The following is a 16,427-nucleotide window of genomic DNA, read 5'->3' as shown; positions in this document are numbered from 1 at the left end:
TCAGTGCTCCTGTTTCCTGAGCAATGCTCCCCCGAGGCCGGTCAGGATGGGGACGGCCAGTGCCAGGGAAAGGAATGAGGAGTGGAGGTCATGGAAATCGAGCCCTTTTGAAAAGGTGCCCCGGGCGATGGTCAGGAAATGGGTGGTGGGGTACGCCCTGCCGATCATGGCCCCTGCCCCTTCGAGGGAGGAAACCGGGTCGATCATGCCGGAGAACTGGACCGCAGGCAGGAGGGTCAGGAGCGCCGTTCCGAAGAGGGCCGCGATCTGGCTCCGCATGAAGGTGGAGATCACCAGTCCCAGGGCGGTGGCGGCGGTTACGTAGAGGAACGCGGCCGTGGCAAGGGTTGGGAAGCTCCCCTTCAGGGGAACCTGGAACACGAAGACGGCCAGGGCGGTGAGGAGGAGAAAGTTGAGCATGGCCAGTGCCACGTATGGACCCTGCTTGCCGAGGAGGAATTCCAGCCGGGTGACCGGAGTGACGTAGAGATTGACGATGGAGCCCAGCTCCTTTTCCCGCACCACGGACAGAGCGGTCAGCATGGCCGGAATCATCATGAGCAGCAGCGGAATGACCGCCGGCACCATGGCCGGCAGGCTTTTCACGTCGGGGTTGTAGCGGAAGCGCGTCTCAATGGTGGCAGCCCCGGTCCCGGAGAGAGCCGTGGCATGCTCCCGGGCCAGGACCGACAGCCACTGCGCATGCATCCCCTGCACGTAGCCGCGCACCGTCTCGGCACGGGTGGGCATGGCGCCGTCGATCCAGGCCCCCACCGTCACCGGAGCCCCCCTGCGCAGGTCACGGCCGAAGCCGGGGGGGATCTCGATGGCCAGGCTGATCTCGCCGGCCCGCATGCGCCGGTCCAGGTCGCCATAGTCGATGATGGGAGGACGTTCGTTGAAGTAACGGGAACCGGCGAGATTAAGGGCGTAATCGCGGCTGAGGGTGGTCTGGTCCCGGTCGAGGACCGCGAAGGAAAGATTCTCCACGTCCAGGTTGATGCCGTATCCTATGACGAGCATGAGGATAACGCTCCCCAGGAGCGCCAGGGTCAGGCGGATCGGATCCCGGCGCAGTTCCAATGCCTCGCGCCGGGTGTAGCTGAACAGGCGGCGCAGGCTGAAGAAGCCGCCCCCTTCGGGTCCTCCCTCCCTGGCCGGACCGAGGTCAGAGGGAGCGCGCGGTTGAGGGGAAAGGGCGTGCTCTTGCAGAGGCGGCGCCATGGCATCGGAGTCCGTGGCCGCCTCCTCAAGGTAGCCGATGAAGGCCTCTTCCAGGCTCGCTGCCCCCCGTCTTTCGATCAGGGCAGCCGGGGTGTCGCTCACCAGCACCCGCCCCGCGTGCATCAACGAGATGCGGTCGCAACGCTCGGCCTCGTTCATGAAGTGGGTTGAGATGAAGATGGTGACCCCGTCCCGGCGCGCCAGGTCGAGCATGATATGCCAGAACGCATCGCGGGCCACCGGATCGACCCCCGAGGTGGGCTCGTCCAGAATCAGCATCTCCGGGCCGTGGATCATGGCCACCGCCAGGGAAAGCCGCTGGCGCTGCCCCAGGGGCAGGGCATCGGGGAGGCTCTCCATCACCTCCACCAAACCGAATCGCTCCGCCATCTCCTTCACCCGGGCCGGGATCCCCTTTTCCGGCAGCCTGAAGAGACGGGCGTGGAGCACCAGGTTCTGCCGCACCGTCAGTTCGCCGTAAAGGGAGAAAGACTGGGTCATGTAGCCGACCCGGCGGCGGGTATCGATGTCCTGGGAGTCCACGGGACGGCCGAAGAGCCACGCCTCCCCTTCGCTGGCCGGCAGGAGGCCGGTCAGCATCTTCATGGTGGTCGTTTTGCCGCAGCCGTTGGAGCCCAGGAAGCCGAAGATCTCCCCCCGCCCGATGCGGAAGCTCACGTGGTCGACGGCCGTGAACTCGCCAAAGCGCATGGTAAGGCCATGGGCCTCGATGGCTGCCTCGGCGGAAACGTCGGTTTCCCGGGGAAAAACCTCTACCGGCCGATGACCTTCCCGCTGGGATGGGGGAAGAAGGGCGATGAACGCCTCTTCCAGGGCGGCAGTGCCGGTTTGGGCCAGAAGTTCGGCCGGAGAGCCCGTGGCCAGGACTCGCCCCCCGTTCATGGCCACCAGCCAGTCGAAACGTGCCGCTTCTTCCATGTAGGCGGTGGCCACCAGCACGCTCATCCCTGGCCGTTTGGCGCGGATGCGGTCGATGAGCTCCCAGAATTGGCGGCGCGACAGGGGGTCGACGCCGGTGGTGGGCTCGTCCAGGACCAGAAGATCAGGGTCGTGAATCAGGGCGCAGCACAGACCCAGCTTCTGCTTCATGCCACCGGACAGTTTGCCCGCCGGCCGATCGGAAAAAGGCTCAAGGCCCGTTGCCCGCAACAGCTCAAGGATGCGGCGCTCCCGCTCCCGGCGGCCGTGGCCGAAAAGGCGGGCGAAGAAATCGGCATTCTCGAAGACCGACAGGGTGGGATAGAGATTCCTGCCGAGCCCCTGGGGCATGAAGGCCACCCGGGGGCAGACTGTGCGCCGGTGGCCACGGTCGGCCATGCTCCCCCCGAGCACCTCCACGGCACCGGACTGGACCGCCCGGGAACCGGCGATGAGCGAGAAGAGGCTCGATTTACCCACCCCGTCGGGGCCGATGAATCCGACCATGCAGCCGGCGGGGAGATCAAGGGAGATATTCTCAAGCGCCGGGGTCTTGCCGTAACGGAGACCGACCCCCTTCAGCCGGACCACGGGGGGCTGCTCGGCGGCTGCCGGTTCCCGCGCGTTCATTGTACGAGTCCCGTTGTCAGGCGTTCCGGCCACGGGGTAGCGGTGTCGAGCCGCACGTAGGCCATGCCGGGGAGGCCGGTCTTAACCCGGGTGATGTGCTTTTTGAGGAGCTCCACAGGGATCTGGGCCCGGACGCGGAACATCAGCTTCTCCCGTTCACTGGCCGTTTCCACGGTCTTGGGGGTGAACTGGGCCACGTCGGAAACAAACGACACCCTGGCGGGAATCACGTACCGGGGAGCGGCATCCAGTACCAGCCGCACCTCGGTTCCGAGCGCAACCTTGCCTGCCGCAGCAGTGGGCAGGAAAAACGTCATGTAAACGTCGCTCAGATCGACAAGACTGAGAACCCGTCCGCCGGCGCCGACCACCTCGCCCACCTGGGCGACCTTGTACTGGACCCGGCCATCACGGGGGGCCTTGAGGGCGCTGTCCCTGATATCCGCCTGGATCCGCTCAATGGTGGCCCGGGCGGCGTCGACCATGGACCCCGCCCCCACCACCCGGGTGCGGGCCGTTGCAATGGCAGCCTCGGCGGCGGCAACCTGGGCCCGGGCCGAACTTACGGCGGCTGCGGCGCTTTGGAATCCCGTATAGTCATCATCGGTTTCCTGCTGGGACATGGCTCCTTTTGCTGCAAGCTCAGCGGAACGTTCCCACCGTTTGCGGGCATTGACGAGCTCGGCCTCCCGCTGCCCGACCACCGCCACAGTCGCCGCCTTCTCGCTTTCCCTCTGGGCCAGTTGGCTGCGCTCCGTGGCGATGGCGGTCTGCGTCTGGCGATAATATGCCTCGGCCTCGCGGAGCTGGGCTTCAAGGACTTCCGTGTCCATAACCGCCACCACCTGGCCGGCGGTGACGAAATCCCCCTCGCGCACCAGTATCTCCCTGACCCGGCCGGCAGCCTTGGCGGCCACATCTATCTCCACCGCCTCGATGCGGCCGTTGCCGCCGACCAGCCCCTTGTCCCTGTTGCTCCCGCCGAATTTCTGCCACGCGGCAAAACCCAGGGCCGCCAGCGCCAGCACCACGGCGATCCGAATCAGCAATCTTCTCCATTGACCGGCCATGAGAAACTCCTTTCTCTGCTCCAGGAAGCCGGGAGGCTCAGTGCCTGAGCAGAAGGTAAATCAGGTTGATGGGCCAATTGGGGTGCGGCTCTCTGGTTAACACATACAGGGCCGCCATCACGGCGAGCAGCGCAATAAATACATAGAGAGCTATCCTGACTGGTTTCACGGCATCTCCTTTCACATTTCAGGTAGTACATGGCCTCTCCGATCGCCTCGGTCACTTCCCCACAGCATCGGCCACGGTTCCGACTTCCGTGGCAATCCGCCGGCTCAGGCCGGCAAGGGTGACGGCCTCCCCCAGCTCCGTCAGTTGGCCACGTCGTCCTCCCGCTTCATGGTGTACAGCATCCGGAGCAATTCGTACTCGAACGGCGAACCGGTCTGGCGATAGCGGAACGGTATCCGGTGCCGCCTGTCCACGGCGGAGGTGCCGGTGTAGGCCGCGGTAATGGCGGCATTGTCGACCCAGGCAGCGGGACCGGCCAGAGTGAAGGCTGCCGAGTCCACGGCAAGGCCGGTTGTGTCCCGGACATTGGATGGCCCCAGGACCGGAAGGACGAGATATGAGCCGTTCCCTACCCCGTAGCGGCCGAGGGTTTGGCCGAAATCCTCCGGCTGGCGCCTGAGGCCCCAGGCGCCGGCCGGATCCCAGAGCCCGGCAACGCCGACAGTGGAGTTGATGACGAAGCGGCTCACGGTGATACCGGCGGCCTTGAACTTGAGCTGCAGGAGGTTATTGGCGAGGTTGCCCACTTCGCCGATGTTGTCGATGGCACTGGAAACCCGTTCTTCGGCGTAATCGGGCATGATGGTTTCGTAGGTGCGGACAACGGGACGGAACAGGAACTCGTCGAAATAGTAGTTGAACCGGTATACTCCCCGGTTGAAACCTTCCAGGGAGTCGTCCACTTCAAACATCGGTGACATCCCCTCCTTGACCACATCCTCGTAGGTGCGCAGGGGCAAGGCGCCGGCGGGAACCGCCTGGGGAAGGCTACTGCATCCCGCCGCCGGCAGAAGGGCCGCAAGGATCACCAACAGGAGCTTGATTCTCGCAAGGACGGTGCCCATGGCTCACCTCTCCTTCCCGGCCAGAAAATCGATCATGAATGAGACCACGTCGGGGTGGAACATGTTTCCCATGTGGCCACCGGTGGGGAACAACCGGGCTCGTCCGCCAAAGACTCCCTGGAGGTAGTCGATATCTCCCGGAGCGAGAATGATATCGTCCTCGTTATGGATCAGCCCGACTTTGTCCGCGTTCCGCAGGTAGGCCTCCTGGGAACGGAGGCTCATGCGCGCCAGCAGAGCCTGACGGGTCAGGGACGGTTCGCGGTGCCGGCGGTTGGGAAAGAACCATTCGTCGAAATAGTCGGTGAAGCGCGTGTGCAACGAGACCGTGGCGTAGCGGGTGAGGGACGAGGTGGCGGTGAGCCTCGCATTTCTGGGGACGATATAGCCGCCACCGTTCATGACGTCGGCGGTGAAAATCATGTTGGCCGCACTCATGCGGAAAGAAAGGCCGATGAGTGCGGCAAGATTCTCCTCATTGGGAGGAAACCGCTTATAGGCGCTGTAGATGAAATCCCCGCTGAGACTTCCCGGCCCCACCTCCCTGCTGACGTGGGAAAATTCGGCAAAAACGCTGCGGAACCAGGCGTCGAACTGCTCCATCCCCTGCGGGACGTTCTCCACCAGCAGTTGATCCAGGGCCGCCACTGACTCATACAGGCTGACCGGAGGGTTGATGAGAAGAACCTTGCTGAAATTGAATCGTTTCTCCTCTTCGTCGAGCCGGGCGACAAACGCCGCGTTGAACGCGCCAAGGCTGTAGCCGGCAAGATCGAAGCCCGAAACGTCTATGGTATCCCGCACCGCGTCATAGGCCATCTCCATGACCCGGTAGAGATCCCGCGCGTCGTCGAGGGGATCCCCCGGGAGCCCCGACGAGGCGTTCACCACGAAATCCATATGGGTTGGCGACGTCAGGGAGATGACGTGGAACCCACCCTGGTACAGGGCGCTCCGGAGCTTTACCATGCGTGGGGTGTTGTGGCTGGCCCCGGTTCCGGCAATGATGAAGACCAGGGGTGCCCGATGGTTCTGGTAGGCCAGGGTGCAGACGAGACCATCTTCGTACCAGAAGGCCGGCGGGATCTCGCGGGCGGGAAACACCTTCAGGGTGAACTCCCGGGACGGGACCTTCTCGGGAAGCCTGACCTCGAAATTTCTCGGCAACTCCATGACGGTTGCCTCATAGGGATTTACGAAGGGATAAAAATATGACTGAGGCGCGGCCGCCGCGTTCGGAGCCAGGGGGAAACACGCCGCCAGGAAAAACAGGACGATGAACCGCTTCATGGTGTCCTCCGGAAAACGGTTTGTGGGCGCACCGCCCGCGGCTCAGGGGGCGGTGCCCGCCTCCCGGAAAAAGCGTTCGGCTCCGGGATGGAGGGGAATGACCGCGGCGTCGGCAGCCTCACGGGGAGAAAGGACCTGCAGGGACGGGTGCTGGCGCCTGAAAAGATCGAAGTTCGTCATGATATCCCGCACCAGGCGATAAACGGTTTCCTCCGCCATGTCGGAGCGGGTGAACAGTATCGACCGGATACCGATGGTCGGCACCACCCCGGCGTGCTCCAGCACCGGATAGGAACTGGTGGGAACCACCGCGGGCAGCAGAAGCGGGTTTTCGGCCGTCACCCGTTCGATCAGCGAGGTGTCGAGGGGCACGAGGACAACCTTCCGGGGGCCGGTGCTGGCCTCCATGACGGCAAGGTTCGGATGCGACACCGTATAAATGTAGGCGTCGATATCGTTCTTCTGCAGCAGTTCGGAGGCAAGCGAGGCGGGATGGGTCGAGATGACCACGTCTGAGGGAACGAGGCCGGAGAGACGGAGCAGGGTCACCGCATAGTCATGGTCGAAGGATCCCTCGGCACCGATGTTGACCCGCTTGCCCTTGAGGTCTCCCATCCGGCTGATACCGGCATCCGCTGCGGCGACGACTGTCACGGCTTCAACCGGAAGGCCGAGAACGGCTCGCAGGCCCGGTTGACTCTTTCCCGCCCATCTGCCGGCGCCCCGCGACGCATCCCGCAGTACGTCGTCCTGGGCTATCCCGAAGGCCGTTCTCCCCTCCGAGACGCTTTCCACATTGGCCACCGACCCCTGGGACGAAACGGTGGCGAGCCGCATGCCGTATTCGGCGCTGCGCCGGTTGAATATCTTGGCTATGGCACTGGACGAGACATAGTAGGAACCGGTGGTGTTCCCGGAACCGATTGAAAGCGTGTGCTGCGGAAATGCGGGAAGGGCCGCGGGCGTCAGGAGCAGTGTCACTGCCGCCAAAAGAGACAGTTTCAACGGTATGAATCTGGAGAAGCAGGTCATCGGTCACTTCCTCCTCTAGCAGGCCGTTGAAAATCGGCCCCATTTGACTTGCTGAACTTTGCAGTTCGTTTTTTTTGAATCAGTTTTGTTGCTCAGAACCTTTGTTTCTCGTTCTTTTTGCTCTTTATCAACCTCATATACTGCTGATGTAGCCTGGTTTTCCCCTCTCAGGTGACACCGAGACCCAGGTTTTTCATCCGAACCAGGTTGTAGGCCGCAGCGTGCAGATCAAGTTGCATGGCGATCTTCTCGATTCCCCGGTACATCGTCTTGCGTAATCTGCCCACGGTCTTCATCCAGCCAAAGCCTTCTTCGATTCGTTTCCTGATCTTCTGGCTGATGGTGTAGTTCGGATGCTTGGTGGTTCTGCCGTCGATGGCCGATTTCCTGTTGGAGGTGTTCTGGGCCACGTGTGGCGTTATCTTTAGCCTACGCAGCTCTTTGACGAATGATTCTGTGTCGTAGCCTTTGTCGCAGCCAAGAGTGATCCGTCGGGTCGTCCTTGGCAATTGCTGCACCATGGCCTTTGCTGCGTCGCGCTCACCGCAACCGGTTGCCGTTGTCACCTTGGTCCTGATGATGAGGCCACTACGATTCTCCATCAGGGTATGTCCCTGGTAGCAGAGCTTGGCTTCCTTGTTCTTCCCCTTGCGGTAGAGCCGGGCATCAGGGTCAGTGGTGGAACCATGGGTTTCGTTGGTAAGTTTCTGTCCCTTGAAATCCACGGTATCGTTTCTGCCGCCACCACCGGCTGAAGGAGGTCCATCCTTGGGCTTGAAGCTCTTGATGGAAGCCCAGGCTTCGATGAGAGTTCCGTCAACGGTGAAGTGCTCGCGGGACAACAGTCGCTTACGCTCTGCCTGGGCCAGAACCCGGGAAAGAAACTCGGCGGCAACTTCGGAGCCAATCAATCGGTCACTGTTCTTGGTAAAGCTGGAATGATCCCAGACTTTCTCGTCCAAGCCCATGCCGAGGAACCAGCGGAACAGGAAGTTGTAATGGATCTGCTCTACCAACTGCCGGTTGCTGCGGATGGAGTAGAGGATCATCAGCAGTTGGGCTTTCAAGAGCTTCTCCGGTGGGATTGAGGAGCGGCCGGTTGTGGCGTACATGCTGTCAAAGAGCTTGTCCATCCCTGCCAGGGCTTCGTCGGCCATTTTACGGATGGCCCGCAAGGGGTGGTCCTTCGGGACAAAGGATTCAGGTGTCACATAGGTAAAGAGAGCTTCTGTGTTGCTGTCAAAACCGCGCATAACTTTCCTCAATAATTGTAGAGCGTTATGCGCGACAATGTACCACAAATAGGCTGTTTTCTCTATTTCAATTTCAACAGCCTGCTAGCGTGGAGGATGGATGTTCGATACGCTAAGTCTGTCTCGCCAGAACCACTACCGGAAAGGATACCACCCTTTCCCGTGTTTGTTCGGGAGAACCTATCCGGCACACGGTCGCGATGCGCACTCTGTTCAGGCGGGTGTATGCCGGCCTTTCCTCCGGGAAAAGTGCCGGATGTCCGCCAACAGCCGTCCCACATTGACCGGTTTGTCCAAAACCCGGCAGATGCCGACATCTGTAGCCATTTCAATGAGATCTGATGTCACTTCGCACGTAACCATCATGACCGGGAGGTCGGGATGCAGTTCTTTTACGGCAGCCGCCAGTTCAAGACCATTCATACCCGGCATGCTGAAATCGGTTATGACCATGTCGAACGTGGTTTTCCGCACGATGTCGACTGCTTCTGCTCCACGCGAGGCTGAAGTGACCTCCAGATCTTTTGACTCAAGGAGCAAACCCAGAACATATAAAAAATTGACATCATCGTCGACGATAAGAACGTTAATTCTTCCCATATGAGCACCTCTGCGACAATTTCCCTTGCCTGCCTGTCAGAGTACAACATATGAACAGCCAACACGATAGAGTTACCCGATCAAATACAACTACGCACAGCATCATGCTTAGTAGGGAATTTTCAATTTACCCACTATCTTCTGCAACCTATCTTTTGCTTTAGTGAATTCCTGGTAAGACATGACATAGCTATCACGCATTTCTACGCAATCTGACTGAATATCGTCGTTACTGCCGGATTCACCACTCAAACAACCTCTCTGTATACGCCTATATCTGCATTCATATAACAAATTACGTACCAATGCAGCGCACACAATATCGCAAGCACGGAGGAACTCCATCATGTGTTCAGGGTTATCGTATTGATAGGCAATTCCACTGATATAGGTGCGTGCCGCTGACGAATCCTTAAATTGAAAATTGTTCCGGTCCATAGATCAATTCCTCGTGGACTACTTCAAGCATTCGATGAAGTTGCGCTCTGTATCCGTGATTGCCCTCAGGTTCCCCGCCCGCTACTCGCTCCCACCGCCCAGCACCTTGTAAAGGGTCGCCAGATTGAGAAGCCGGACGAGGCGGACACCGATCAGGTTCTGCTGGGCGCTGTACAGGGCCCGTTGGGAATCGAGCACCTGCAGATAGTTATCCACCCCCTTTTCGTAGCGGGCCTGGGACAACCGATGGCTCTCGGCCGTGGCATCGGAGAGGGACTGCTGGGCCGTAAGCTGGTCGTCGATGGTACCGCGCTGGGCCAGGGCATCGGCCACCTCACGGAAGGCGGTCTGAATCACCTTCTCGTACTGGGCAACGGCGATGTTGCGGTCCGCTTCCGCCACCTCCAGCGTGGCCTGGTTCGCTCCGGCAGTGAAGATGGGGAGCGTGATCCGGGGTGCGAAGCTCCAGGTGAAGGAATCGCCGGAGAAGAGCTTGGCCAGATCATCGCTGCCAAAGCCAACGTTGGACACCAGAGTTATGCGGGGGAAGAAGTTGGCCCGGGCGGCACCGATGTTGGCATTGGCTCCCTTCAGAAGGTTCTCGGCCTGGAGGATATCGGGGCGCCGCAACAGCACGTCGGACGGCAGGCCCGGCGCCACATCCTTCAGGGCGGTAAGGGTGTCGGAAAGTGCCGACGGAAGGAGTTCCGCCGGCACGGGCGAGCCGACCACCAGACTCAGGGCGTTCCCATCCTGGGCCACCAGGGTGGTGAAGCGGGCGATGTCCACCCGGGCGGCGTCGACGCTGGTCTGGGCCTGATGCAGATCGAGAGCCGAAGAGACGCCTGCATCGAAGCGGCTCTTGGTGAGCTGGTAGGACTCCTGCTGGTTCGCCAGGGTTTCCTGTGCCAGTTTCAGCCGCTCGCGGTCGGCGGCGAGGGTGAGGTAGTTGACGGCAACCTCCGACACGAGGCTGATCTGGACGCTACGCCGGGCCTGCTCAGTGGCCAGGTACTGTTCCAGTGCCTGGTCCTTGAGACTGCGTACCCGGCCGAAAAGGTCCAGTTCGTAGGAACTGACCCCGAGTCCGACACTGTACTGATCGATGGTATCGGCCCGGCCCGTGGCCGACAGGCCTTCTGGCTGCCGTGTGAACGTTGCGCCGGCGCTGGCGTCCACCTTCGGGAAGAGATCCGAGCGCCGGATCTGGTACTGGGCTCGGGAGCGCTCGATGTTGAGAGCCGCGGCCCTCAGGTCCCGGTTGTTCTCCAGAGCCAGAGCGATCAGCTTGTGCAGCTTCTCGTCCACGAAAAACTCCTGCCAGGGGATGTCGGCCACCGGCTTTTCAGTTGCGGACGCCGTCTGTTTGTAGGCGGGGCCTTCGGGCCACGCGACTGGCACCGGAGCGGCGGGCCGCTCGTATTTGGGGGCCATGGTGGTGCAACCGGCCAGGGTCAATGTCATAATTGAAACATAGAGCACTTGAGCAACAGAGAAAGGCTTTGGCGCAAAACCGGAAACTCTCTGCGATCGCTTGCTGGCTGCACGACAAACGGTGGCAGCGGGATCAGATTGTTGCTCTGTTGCTCTGCTACTCTGTGTTATTCCGAACATACTCATCTCAATTCACCTCCGACGCTGTGTCAGCGGGCGGCTGTACGGCAGTCTGCTTTTTGGCAAAGAGTTTCGACACCATCACGAAAAAGAACGGAATGAAAATCAGGTCGATAAAAGTGGCCGAGAGGAGGCCGCCGGTCACGGCGGTACCGATGGCGTTCTGGGCCGCGGCCCCGGCCCCCTTGGTGAGCGCCAGCGGCAGGGTGCCGAAGAAAAACGCCAGCGAGGTCATGATGACCGGCCGCAACCTGATCTTCACCGCCAGGAGAGTGGCCTCCACCAGATCGTGCCCGTGATGCAGCTGCTCCTTGATGAACTGGATGATCAGGATGGCGTTCTTGGTGGAAAGGCCCACGGTGGTCAGGAGGCCGATCTGGAGATAGACGTCGTTGGGAAGCATCCGCAGGGTAACGGCGGTCACCGCGCCCACCAGGCCGAGGGGAAGCATCAGCAGGTTGACGAAGGGGATCGTCCAGCTCTCGTACAGGGCGGCCACGGCCAGGAACACCACCAGCAGCGAGATGGCATAGAGGGCTGGAGCCTGGGCACCCGCCTGTTTTTCCTCATAGGAGAGGCCGGTCCATTCATAGCCGATGCCGGCAGGCAGCTGGGCCGCCATCTTCTCCATTTCGGCCATGGCCTCGCCGGTGCTCACCCCCGGCGCAGCCTGCCCCATGATCTCCACGGACGGGATGCCGTTGTAGCGTTCCAGACGGGGCGAACCATACTGCCAGTGGGCGGTGGCAAAGGCCGAGAACGGCACCATCTCCCCGTTGTTATTGCGTACATACCACGTGCCGATATCCTCCGGCAGCATGCGGTACCTGGCGTCGGCCTGGAGATAGACCTTCTTGACCCGCCCGTTCTCGATGAAGTCGTTCACGTAGGAACTGCCCCAGGCAGTGGAAAGAACTTCGTTGATGCTGGTTTGCGACACGCCCAGCGCTCCGGCCCGCACATCATCGATATCAAGCTTGAACTGGGGGGAGTCATCCTGGCCATTGGGACGAACCGCCATTAACTTCGGATTTTTCATGGCCATGCCCAACAGCTGGTTGCGAGCCTCCATCAGCTTGTCATGCCCCAGGCCGCTGCGGTCCTGCAGCATGAAGTCAAAGCCGTTGGCCTGCCCCAGCTCCACCACCGCCGGCGGCGAAAAGGCAAAGGCCATACCGTCCTTGATCTTCGAAAATGCCGCCATGGCCCTGCCGGCAACGGCCGGCGCCTTGAGGTCGGGGGTCGGGCGCAGCTCCCAATCCTTCAGCTTGACAAAGGCAAGGCCCATGTTCTGGCCGCGACCGGCGAAGCTGAAGCCGGCCACGGTAATGATGGCCTCCACGGTCTTTTTCTCCCGCTCCAGGAAATGGTGCTCAAGCTCCTCGATGACCTTGATGGTCCGCTCCTTGGTGGCTCCGGCGGGCAACTGGACCTGACAGATGATGAACCCCTGGTCCTCGTCCGGCAGGAAGGCCGTCGGCAGCCGCAGGAAGAAGAACACCATTACCGCCACGATACCGCCGTAAACCACCAGGTACCGGACCGGCTTGCCGAAGGAGCGGCCGACAATCCCTTCGTATTTCTCCCGTGCCCAGTCGAACCCCTTGTTGAAGTGGCGGAAGAACTGGCAGAACCAGCCGCATTCACCCGGGGTATGTCCTTTTTCAACCGGCTTGAGCAGGGTGGAGCAGAGGGCCGGCGTCAGTATCTGGGCCACCAGTACCGACAGGATCATGGCCGAAATGATGGTGATCGAGAACTGGCGATAGATAACGCCGGTGGAACCGCCGAAGAAGGCCATTGGCAGGAAGACGGCCGACAGTACGGTGGCGATTCCCCAAAGAGCGCTGGTGATCTGCCCCATGGACTTGATGGTGGCGTCGTGGGGAGAGAGCCCCTCCTCGGACATGATCCGCTCCACGTTCTCCACCACGACGATGGCGTCGTCCACAAGTAGGCCGATGACGATAACCAGCGCGAACATGGTCAGGGTGTTGATGGAGAACCCCGCGGCCGCCAGCACCCCCATGGTCCCCAGGAGAACAACCGGCACGGCGATGGTCGGAATAAGAGTCGCCCGGATGTTCTGCAGGAACAGGAACATGATGATGAAGACCAGGAAGACGGCCTCGATCAGAGTCTTGACCACCTCTTTGATGGATATCTTCACAAAGGGGGTGGTGTCGTAGGGATAGACAACCTTCATGCCGGCGGGGAAGTAGCGGGAGAGCTCCTCCATCTTGGCTTTGACCCGCTCACCCGTATCCAGAGCGTTGGCGCCGGCCGCCAGCCTGATCGCCATGCCGCCCAGCGGTTTTCCCTTGTAGCGGGCTTCGATATCGTAATTCTCGGTACCGACCTTGGCCTCGGCCACGTCTTTCAGCTTGACCGTGGAACCGTCGGGGTTCGTACGCAGGATGATGTTGTTAAACTGCTCCGGAGTCTGGAGCAGGGTGCGGGCGGTGATAGTTGCATTCAGCTGCTGCCCGTGGACGGCAGGGCTGCCGCCGAACTGGCCGGCCGAAACCTGGGCGTTCTGCGCCTGCAGCGCCGCAATCACATCATTGGTGGTCAGGTGATAGTTGTTCAGCCTGGCAGGATCCAGCCAGATCCGCATGGCGTTCTGGGAACCGAACAGTTGCAGTTCTCCCACCCCTTCCACGCGGCTGATGATGTCCTGGACGTTGGAAACCAGGTAGTCGTTGAGGACGTTTCGGTCCAGGGACCCGTCTTCCGACACCAGGCCGACGATCAGCAGGAAGTTTCTGGTGGATTTCACCACCTGGATTCCCTGCCGTTGGACGATCTGAGGGAGGAGCGGGGTGGCCAGCTGCAGCTTGTTCTGCACCTGCACCTGGGCGATGTTGGGATCGGTGCCGGCCTTGAAGGTCAGGTTGATGGCCACGGCACCGGCGGAGTCGCTGGTGGACGACATGTAGATCAGGTTGTCGATCCCGTTCAGCTTCTGCTCGATGACCTGGGTGACCGTGTCCTGCACCGTCTGGGCCGATGCCCCCGGATACATGGCATTGATGGTGATCAGGGGCGGCGCGATGGGCGGATACTGTGAGACCGGCAGAGTCTTGATGGCCAGCAGTCCCCCCAGCATGACCATGATGGAGATAACCCAGGCAAAAATTGGTCTGTTTATGAAAAAGCGGGACATGAAGGAGCTCCTTGTTATGTTCGCAAATCCTCTCAATAATCCCCTCCCCCCTGACGGGGAGGGTCATGGCTGTGGGGATGACGCCATGATAATGTCCAACCTTCCCCCTTCCCTCGTTGGAGGGGGAAGCTTACTTCGCGGCCGCAGCCGGCTGTGCCGCTCCGCCGGACGCAGCCTCCGGTTTCGCCCCGAACGGCACGGCTTTCACCTGCGTGCCCGGCCGTGCCTTCTGGATACCCTCGAGGATGACCCGGTCGCCGGCTTTCAGGCCGTCGCTCACCAGCCAGCTTTCCCCCACGGTCCGGACAACCTTGATAATCCGCGGCTCTACCTTCTCCTCGGCACCCACCACCATAACCATGGCTTCACCCTGGGGATTGCGGGTTACGCCCCGTTGCGGGACCAGCATCGCCTGATCGCTCACCCCTTCCTCAACAATGGCCCGCACGAACATGCCGGGCAACAGGGTCTGCTTCGGGTTGGGGAAGACCGCCCGCAGGGTGATGGAGCCGGTGCTCTGGTCCACGGTCACTTCCGAAAACTTCAGGGTCCCCGCCAGCGGATACGGGCTGCCGTCTTCAAGCAGGAGCTTGACCTTAGCCTGGCCTGCAGAGTTGTCTTTCATAACGCCGCTGGCCAGGTTCTGCTTCAACTTCAACAGCTCGGCGCTGGACTGGGTGACATCCACGTACATGGGGCTGATCTGCTGAACGGTGGCCAGGGCCGCGGACTGATTGGCGGTCACCAGCGCCCCGTCGGTGACGGCCGAGCGGCCGATGCGGCCGGAGATGGGGGCGGCCACCTTCGTGTAGGCCAGATTGATCCTGGCCGTCTCCACCGCAGCCTTGGCGGAAGCCACGTCGGCTTCGGCCTGTTTGAGAGCGGCATTGGCGTCGTCATAGTCCTGCTGGCTCACAGCTTTGATCTTGACCAGGTCACGGAAGCGCTCTTCCTTCAGCCGTGCCGGAATGAGATTGGCCTCGGCCCGGGCAAGGGCTGCCTTGGCACTGGCAAAGGCCGCCTGGTACGTGGCCGGGTCAATCTGGTAGAGGACCTGCCCCGCCTTCACGTCGGAACCTTCGACAAACAGGCGCTTCTGGATGATCCCACTTACCTGGGGGCGAACTTCGGCAATCAGAAGCGGCGATGTCCGGCCCGGCAGCTCCGTGGTCAGGGCAACGCGCTCAGGCTTGGCAACGATCACCCCCACTTCGGGAGGGCCGCTGGCAGGGGGAGCTGCAGCGTTCTTCTTGCCGCAACCGGCCATCATTATCCCGACCGCAAGAAGTCCCGCTACGGCCATCAGTCGTGTTCTGTACATGGGTTGCATACACACCTCGATACTGTTCATAAATTGCCGGCCAAACGGCCAGTTACTTGTTTTTCCCCAAAAAAGCGATAATAGCCGTCAGGGCCCAGACCGCCATGGTTGCTACGATAAACAGTGTCATACGCGCCATTCCCTTTCAGCGGATTCGCCCCATGAACAGCGTCCTCCACCGCATCAAGAATGAACATTCATTCCTTAGCCAATCAACGACAGGAGATTACAGAGTCTCCTACCTTTTCACCGCATCCCAGCACGCCTCGATCGTGCGGGCTATGAGTGCATCGTCCAGTTCGATAAATCCGAGGATGTGGTCCCGCGCAGCAGCCAGAAGCGGACCGAAGGACAGGGCAAAGAGGAGTGGCAACGGAACATCCTTCAGAACCTGCTGGGCAACCCCCTCTTTGAACAGCTCGTGGTAGACGTCACACCCTTCCCGTTCCCCCAGAAGCTTTTCCCGGCGGAACGCCACCCCGTAAGGAGAATTGTGAAATTGCTCCAGATAGCGAAAATCAAGAGGATTTTTGATAAAATAGCGGAGAAGCGCCGTGCCGAGATGGAGAAACCGCCCCCTGAACGCTTTCAACTCCACATACCCCTCCGTAATGACGGGGTAGATTCTCTCTTCCAGCCCCCGATACAGTTCATTAATCAGCACGTCCTTGTTCTCGAAATACCGGTAGATCGTGCCGGCCCCCACCCCTGCACGCTCTGCGATGAGCGCCATGGGAGCACCGTGAAAGCCGTGCTCTGCGATAAGCTCAAGGGCC

12 protein-coding genes are annotated in these 16,427 nt (G+C 60.9%); all 12 read right to left on the bottom strand.

The window, feature by feature from the left end:
- Entirely contained in the window at positions 1 to 2,793 is a 2,793-nt protein-coding gene (gene rbbA / locus AC6CDK_RS08340; RefSeq protein WP_192905490.1) for a ribosome-associated ATPase/putative transporter RbbA, read from the bottom strand.
- Entirely contained in the window at positions 2,790 to 3,863 is a 1,074-nt protein-coding gene (locus AC6CDK_RS08335) for an HlyD family secretion protein (protein ID WP_192905489.1), read from the bottom strand. The genes rbbA and AC6CDK_RS08335 overlap by 4 nt, the downstream gene beginning before the upstream one ends.
- 309 nt (positions 3,864 to 4,172) lie before the next feature.
- Positions 4,173 to 4,937 (bottom strand): MlaA family lipoprotein, encoded by a 765-nt coding sequence (locus AC6CDK_RS08330; protein WP_010943328.1) that lies wholly within the window; start codon positions 4,935 to 4,937, stop codon positions 4,173 to 4,175.
- A gap of 3 nt (positions 4,938 to 4,940) precedes the next feature.
- Positions 4,941 to 6,227 carry an alpha/beta hydrolase gene (locus AC6CDK_RS08325; RefSeq protein WP_010943329.1) on the bottom strand — a complete coding sequence of 429 codons (1,287 nt, stop codon included), beginning with the start codon at positions 6,225 to 6,227 and terminating at the stop codon, positions 4,941 to 4,943.
- Between the two features lie 42 nt (positions 6,228 to 6,269).
- Positions 6,270 to 7,259, bottom strand: a complete 990-nt coding sequence (locus tag AC6CDK_RS08320; RefSeq protein WP_010943330.1) for a TAXI family TRAP transporter solute-binding subunit — start codon at positions 7,257 to 7,259, stop codon at positions 6,270 to 6,272.
- A gap of 167 nt (positions 7,260 to 7,426) precedes the next feature.
- A complete protein-coding gene (locus AC6CDK_RS08315) occupies positions 7,427 to 8,512 on the bottom strand; it encodes an IS5-like element ISGsu2 family transposase (protein WP_192905488.1) in 1,086 nt (361 codons plus the stop codon).
- Positions 8,513 to 8,725: 213 nt separating this feature from the next.
- A complete protein-coding gene (locus AC6CDK_RS08310) occupies positions 8,726 to 9,112 on the bottom strand; it encodes a response regulator (protein WP_010943331.1) in 387 nt (128 codons plus the stop codon).
- 519 nt (positions 9,113 to 9,631) lie between these two features.
- Positions 9,632 to 11,014: an AdeC/AdeK/OprM family multidrug efflux complex outer membrane factor gene (adeC, locus tag AC6CDK_RS08305; RefSeq protein ID WP_153304094.1), complete on the bottom strand. Its 1,383-nt coding sequence runs from the start codon at positions 11,012 to 11,014 to the stop codon at positions 9,632 to 9,634.
- A gap of 157 nt (positions 11,015 to 11,171) precedes the next feature.
- Positions 11,172 to 14,330, bottom strand: coding sequence for an efflux RND transporter permease subunit (locus AC6CDK_RS08300; protein ID WP_192905487.1), 3,159 nt, complete (start codon positions 14,328 to 14,330; stop codon positions 11,172 to 11,174).
- 130 nt (positions 14,331 to 14,460) lie between these two features.
- Positions 14,461 to 15,660, bottom strand: coding sequence for an efflux RND transporter periplasmic adaptor subunit (locus AC6CDK_RS08295; RefSeq protein WP_318842687.1), 1,200 nt, complete (start codon positions 15,658 to 15,660; stop codon positions 14,461 to 14,463).
- Between the two features lie 17 nt (positions 15,661 to 15,677).
- Positions 15,678 to 15,848: a hypothetical protein gene (locus AC6CDK_RS08290; protein ID WP_153304095.1), complete on the bottom strand. Its 171-nt coding sequence runs from the start codon at positions 15,846 to 15,848 to the stop codon at positions 15,678 to 15,680.
- Between the two features lie 41 nt (positions 15,849 to 15,889).
- Positions 15,890 to 16,427: TetR/AcrR family transcriptional regulator (locus AC6CDK_RS08285; protein ID WP_496639799.1), on the bottom strand; the 538-nt coding region annotated here is incomplete at its 5' end.

Source organism: Geobacter sp. PheSNFMC, assembly GCF_059620965.1.
Note: the sequence above shows the minus strand (reverse complement) of the source record. Positions and strands in the feature narration are given on the sequence as shown.

Bases quoted from the DNA above. Each gene is read 5' to 3' on its own strand.
- AC6CDK_RS08320 (WP_010943330.1), bottom strand. From the start codon at position 7,259: ATGACCTGCTTCTCCAGATTCATACCGTTGAAACTGTCTCTTTTGGCG.
- AC6CDK_RS08325 (WP_010943329.1), bottom strand. From the start codon at position 6,227: ATGAAGCGGTTCATCGTCCTGTTTTTCCTGGCGGCGTGTTTCCCCCTG.
- AC6CDK_RS08315 (WP_192905488.1), bottom strand. From the start codon at position 8,512: ATGCGCGGTTTTGACAGCAACACAGAAGCTCTCTTTACCTATGTGACA.
- AC6CDK_RS08330 (WP_010943328.1), bottom strand. From the start codon at position 4,937: ATGGGCACCGTCCTTGCGAGAATCAAGCTCCTGTTGGTGATCCTTGCG.
- adeC (WP_153304094.1), bottom strand. From the start codon at position 11,014: ATGACATTGACCCTGGCCGGTTGCACCACCATGGCCCCCAAATACGAG.
- rbbA (WP_192905490.1), bottom strand. From the start codon at position 2,793: ATGAACGCGCGGGAACCGGCAGCCGCCGAGCAGCCCCCCGTGGTCCGG.
- AC6CDK_RS08335 (WP_192905489.1), bottom strand. From the start codon at position 3,863: ATGGCCGGTCAATGGAGAAGATTGCTGATTCGGATCGCCGTGGTGCTG.
- AC6CDK_RS08310 (WP_010943331.1), bottom strand. From the start codon at position 9,112: ATGGGAAGAATTAACGTTCTTATCGTCGACGATGATGTCAATTTTTTA.
- AC6CDK_RS08290 (WP_153304095.1), bottom strand. From the start codon at position 15,848: ATGTTCATTCTTGATGCGGTGGAGGACGCTGTTCATGGGGCGAATCCG.
- AC6CDK_RS08295 (WP_318842687.1), bottom strand. From the start codon at position 15,660: ATGCAACCCATGTACAGAACACGACTGATGGCCGTAGCGGGACTTCTT.
- AC6CDK_RS08300 (WP_192905487.1), bottom strand. From the start codon at position 14,330: ATGTCCCGCTTTTTCATAAACAGACCAATTTTTGCCTGGGTTATCTCC.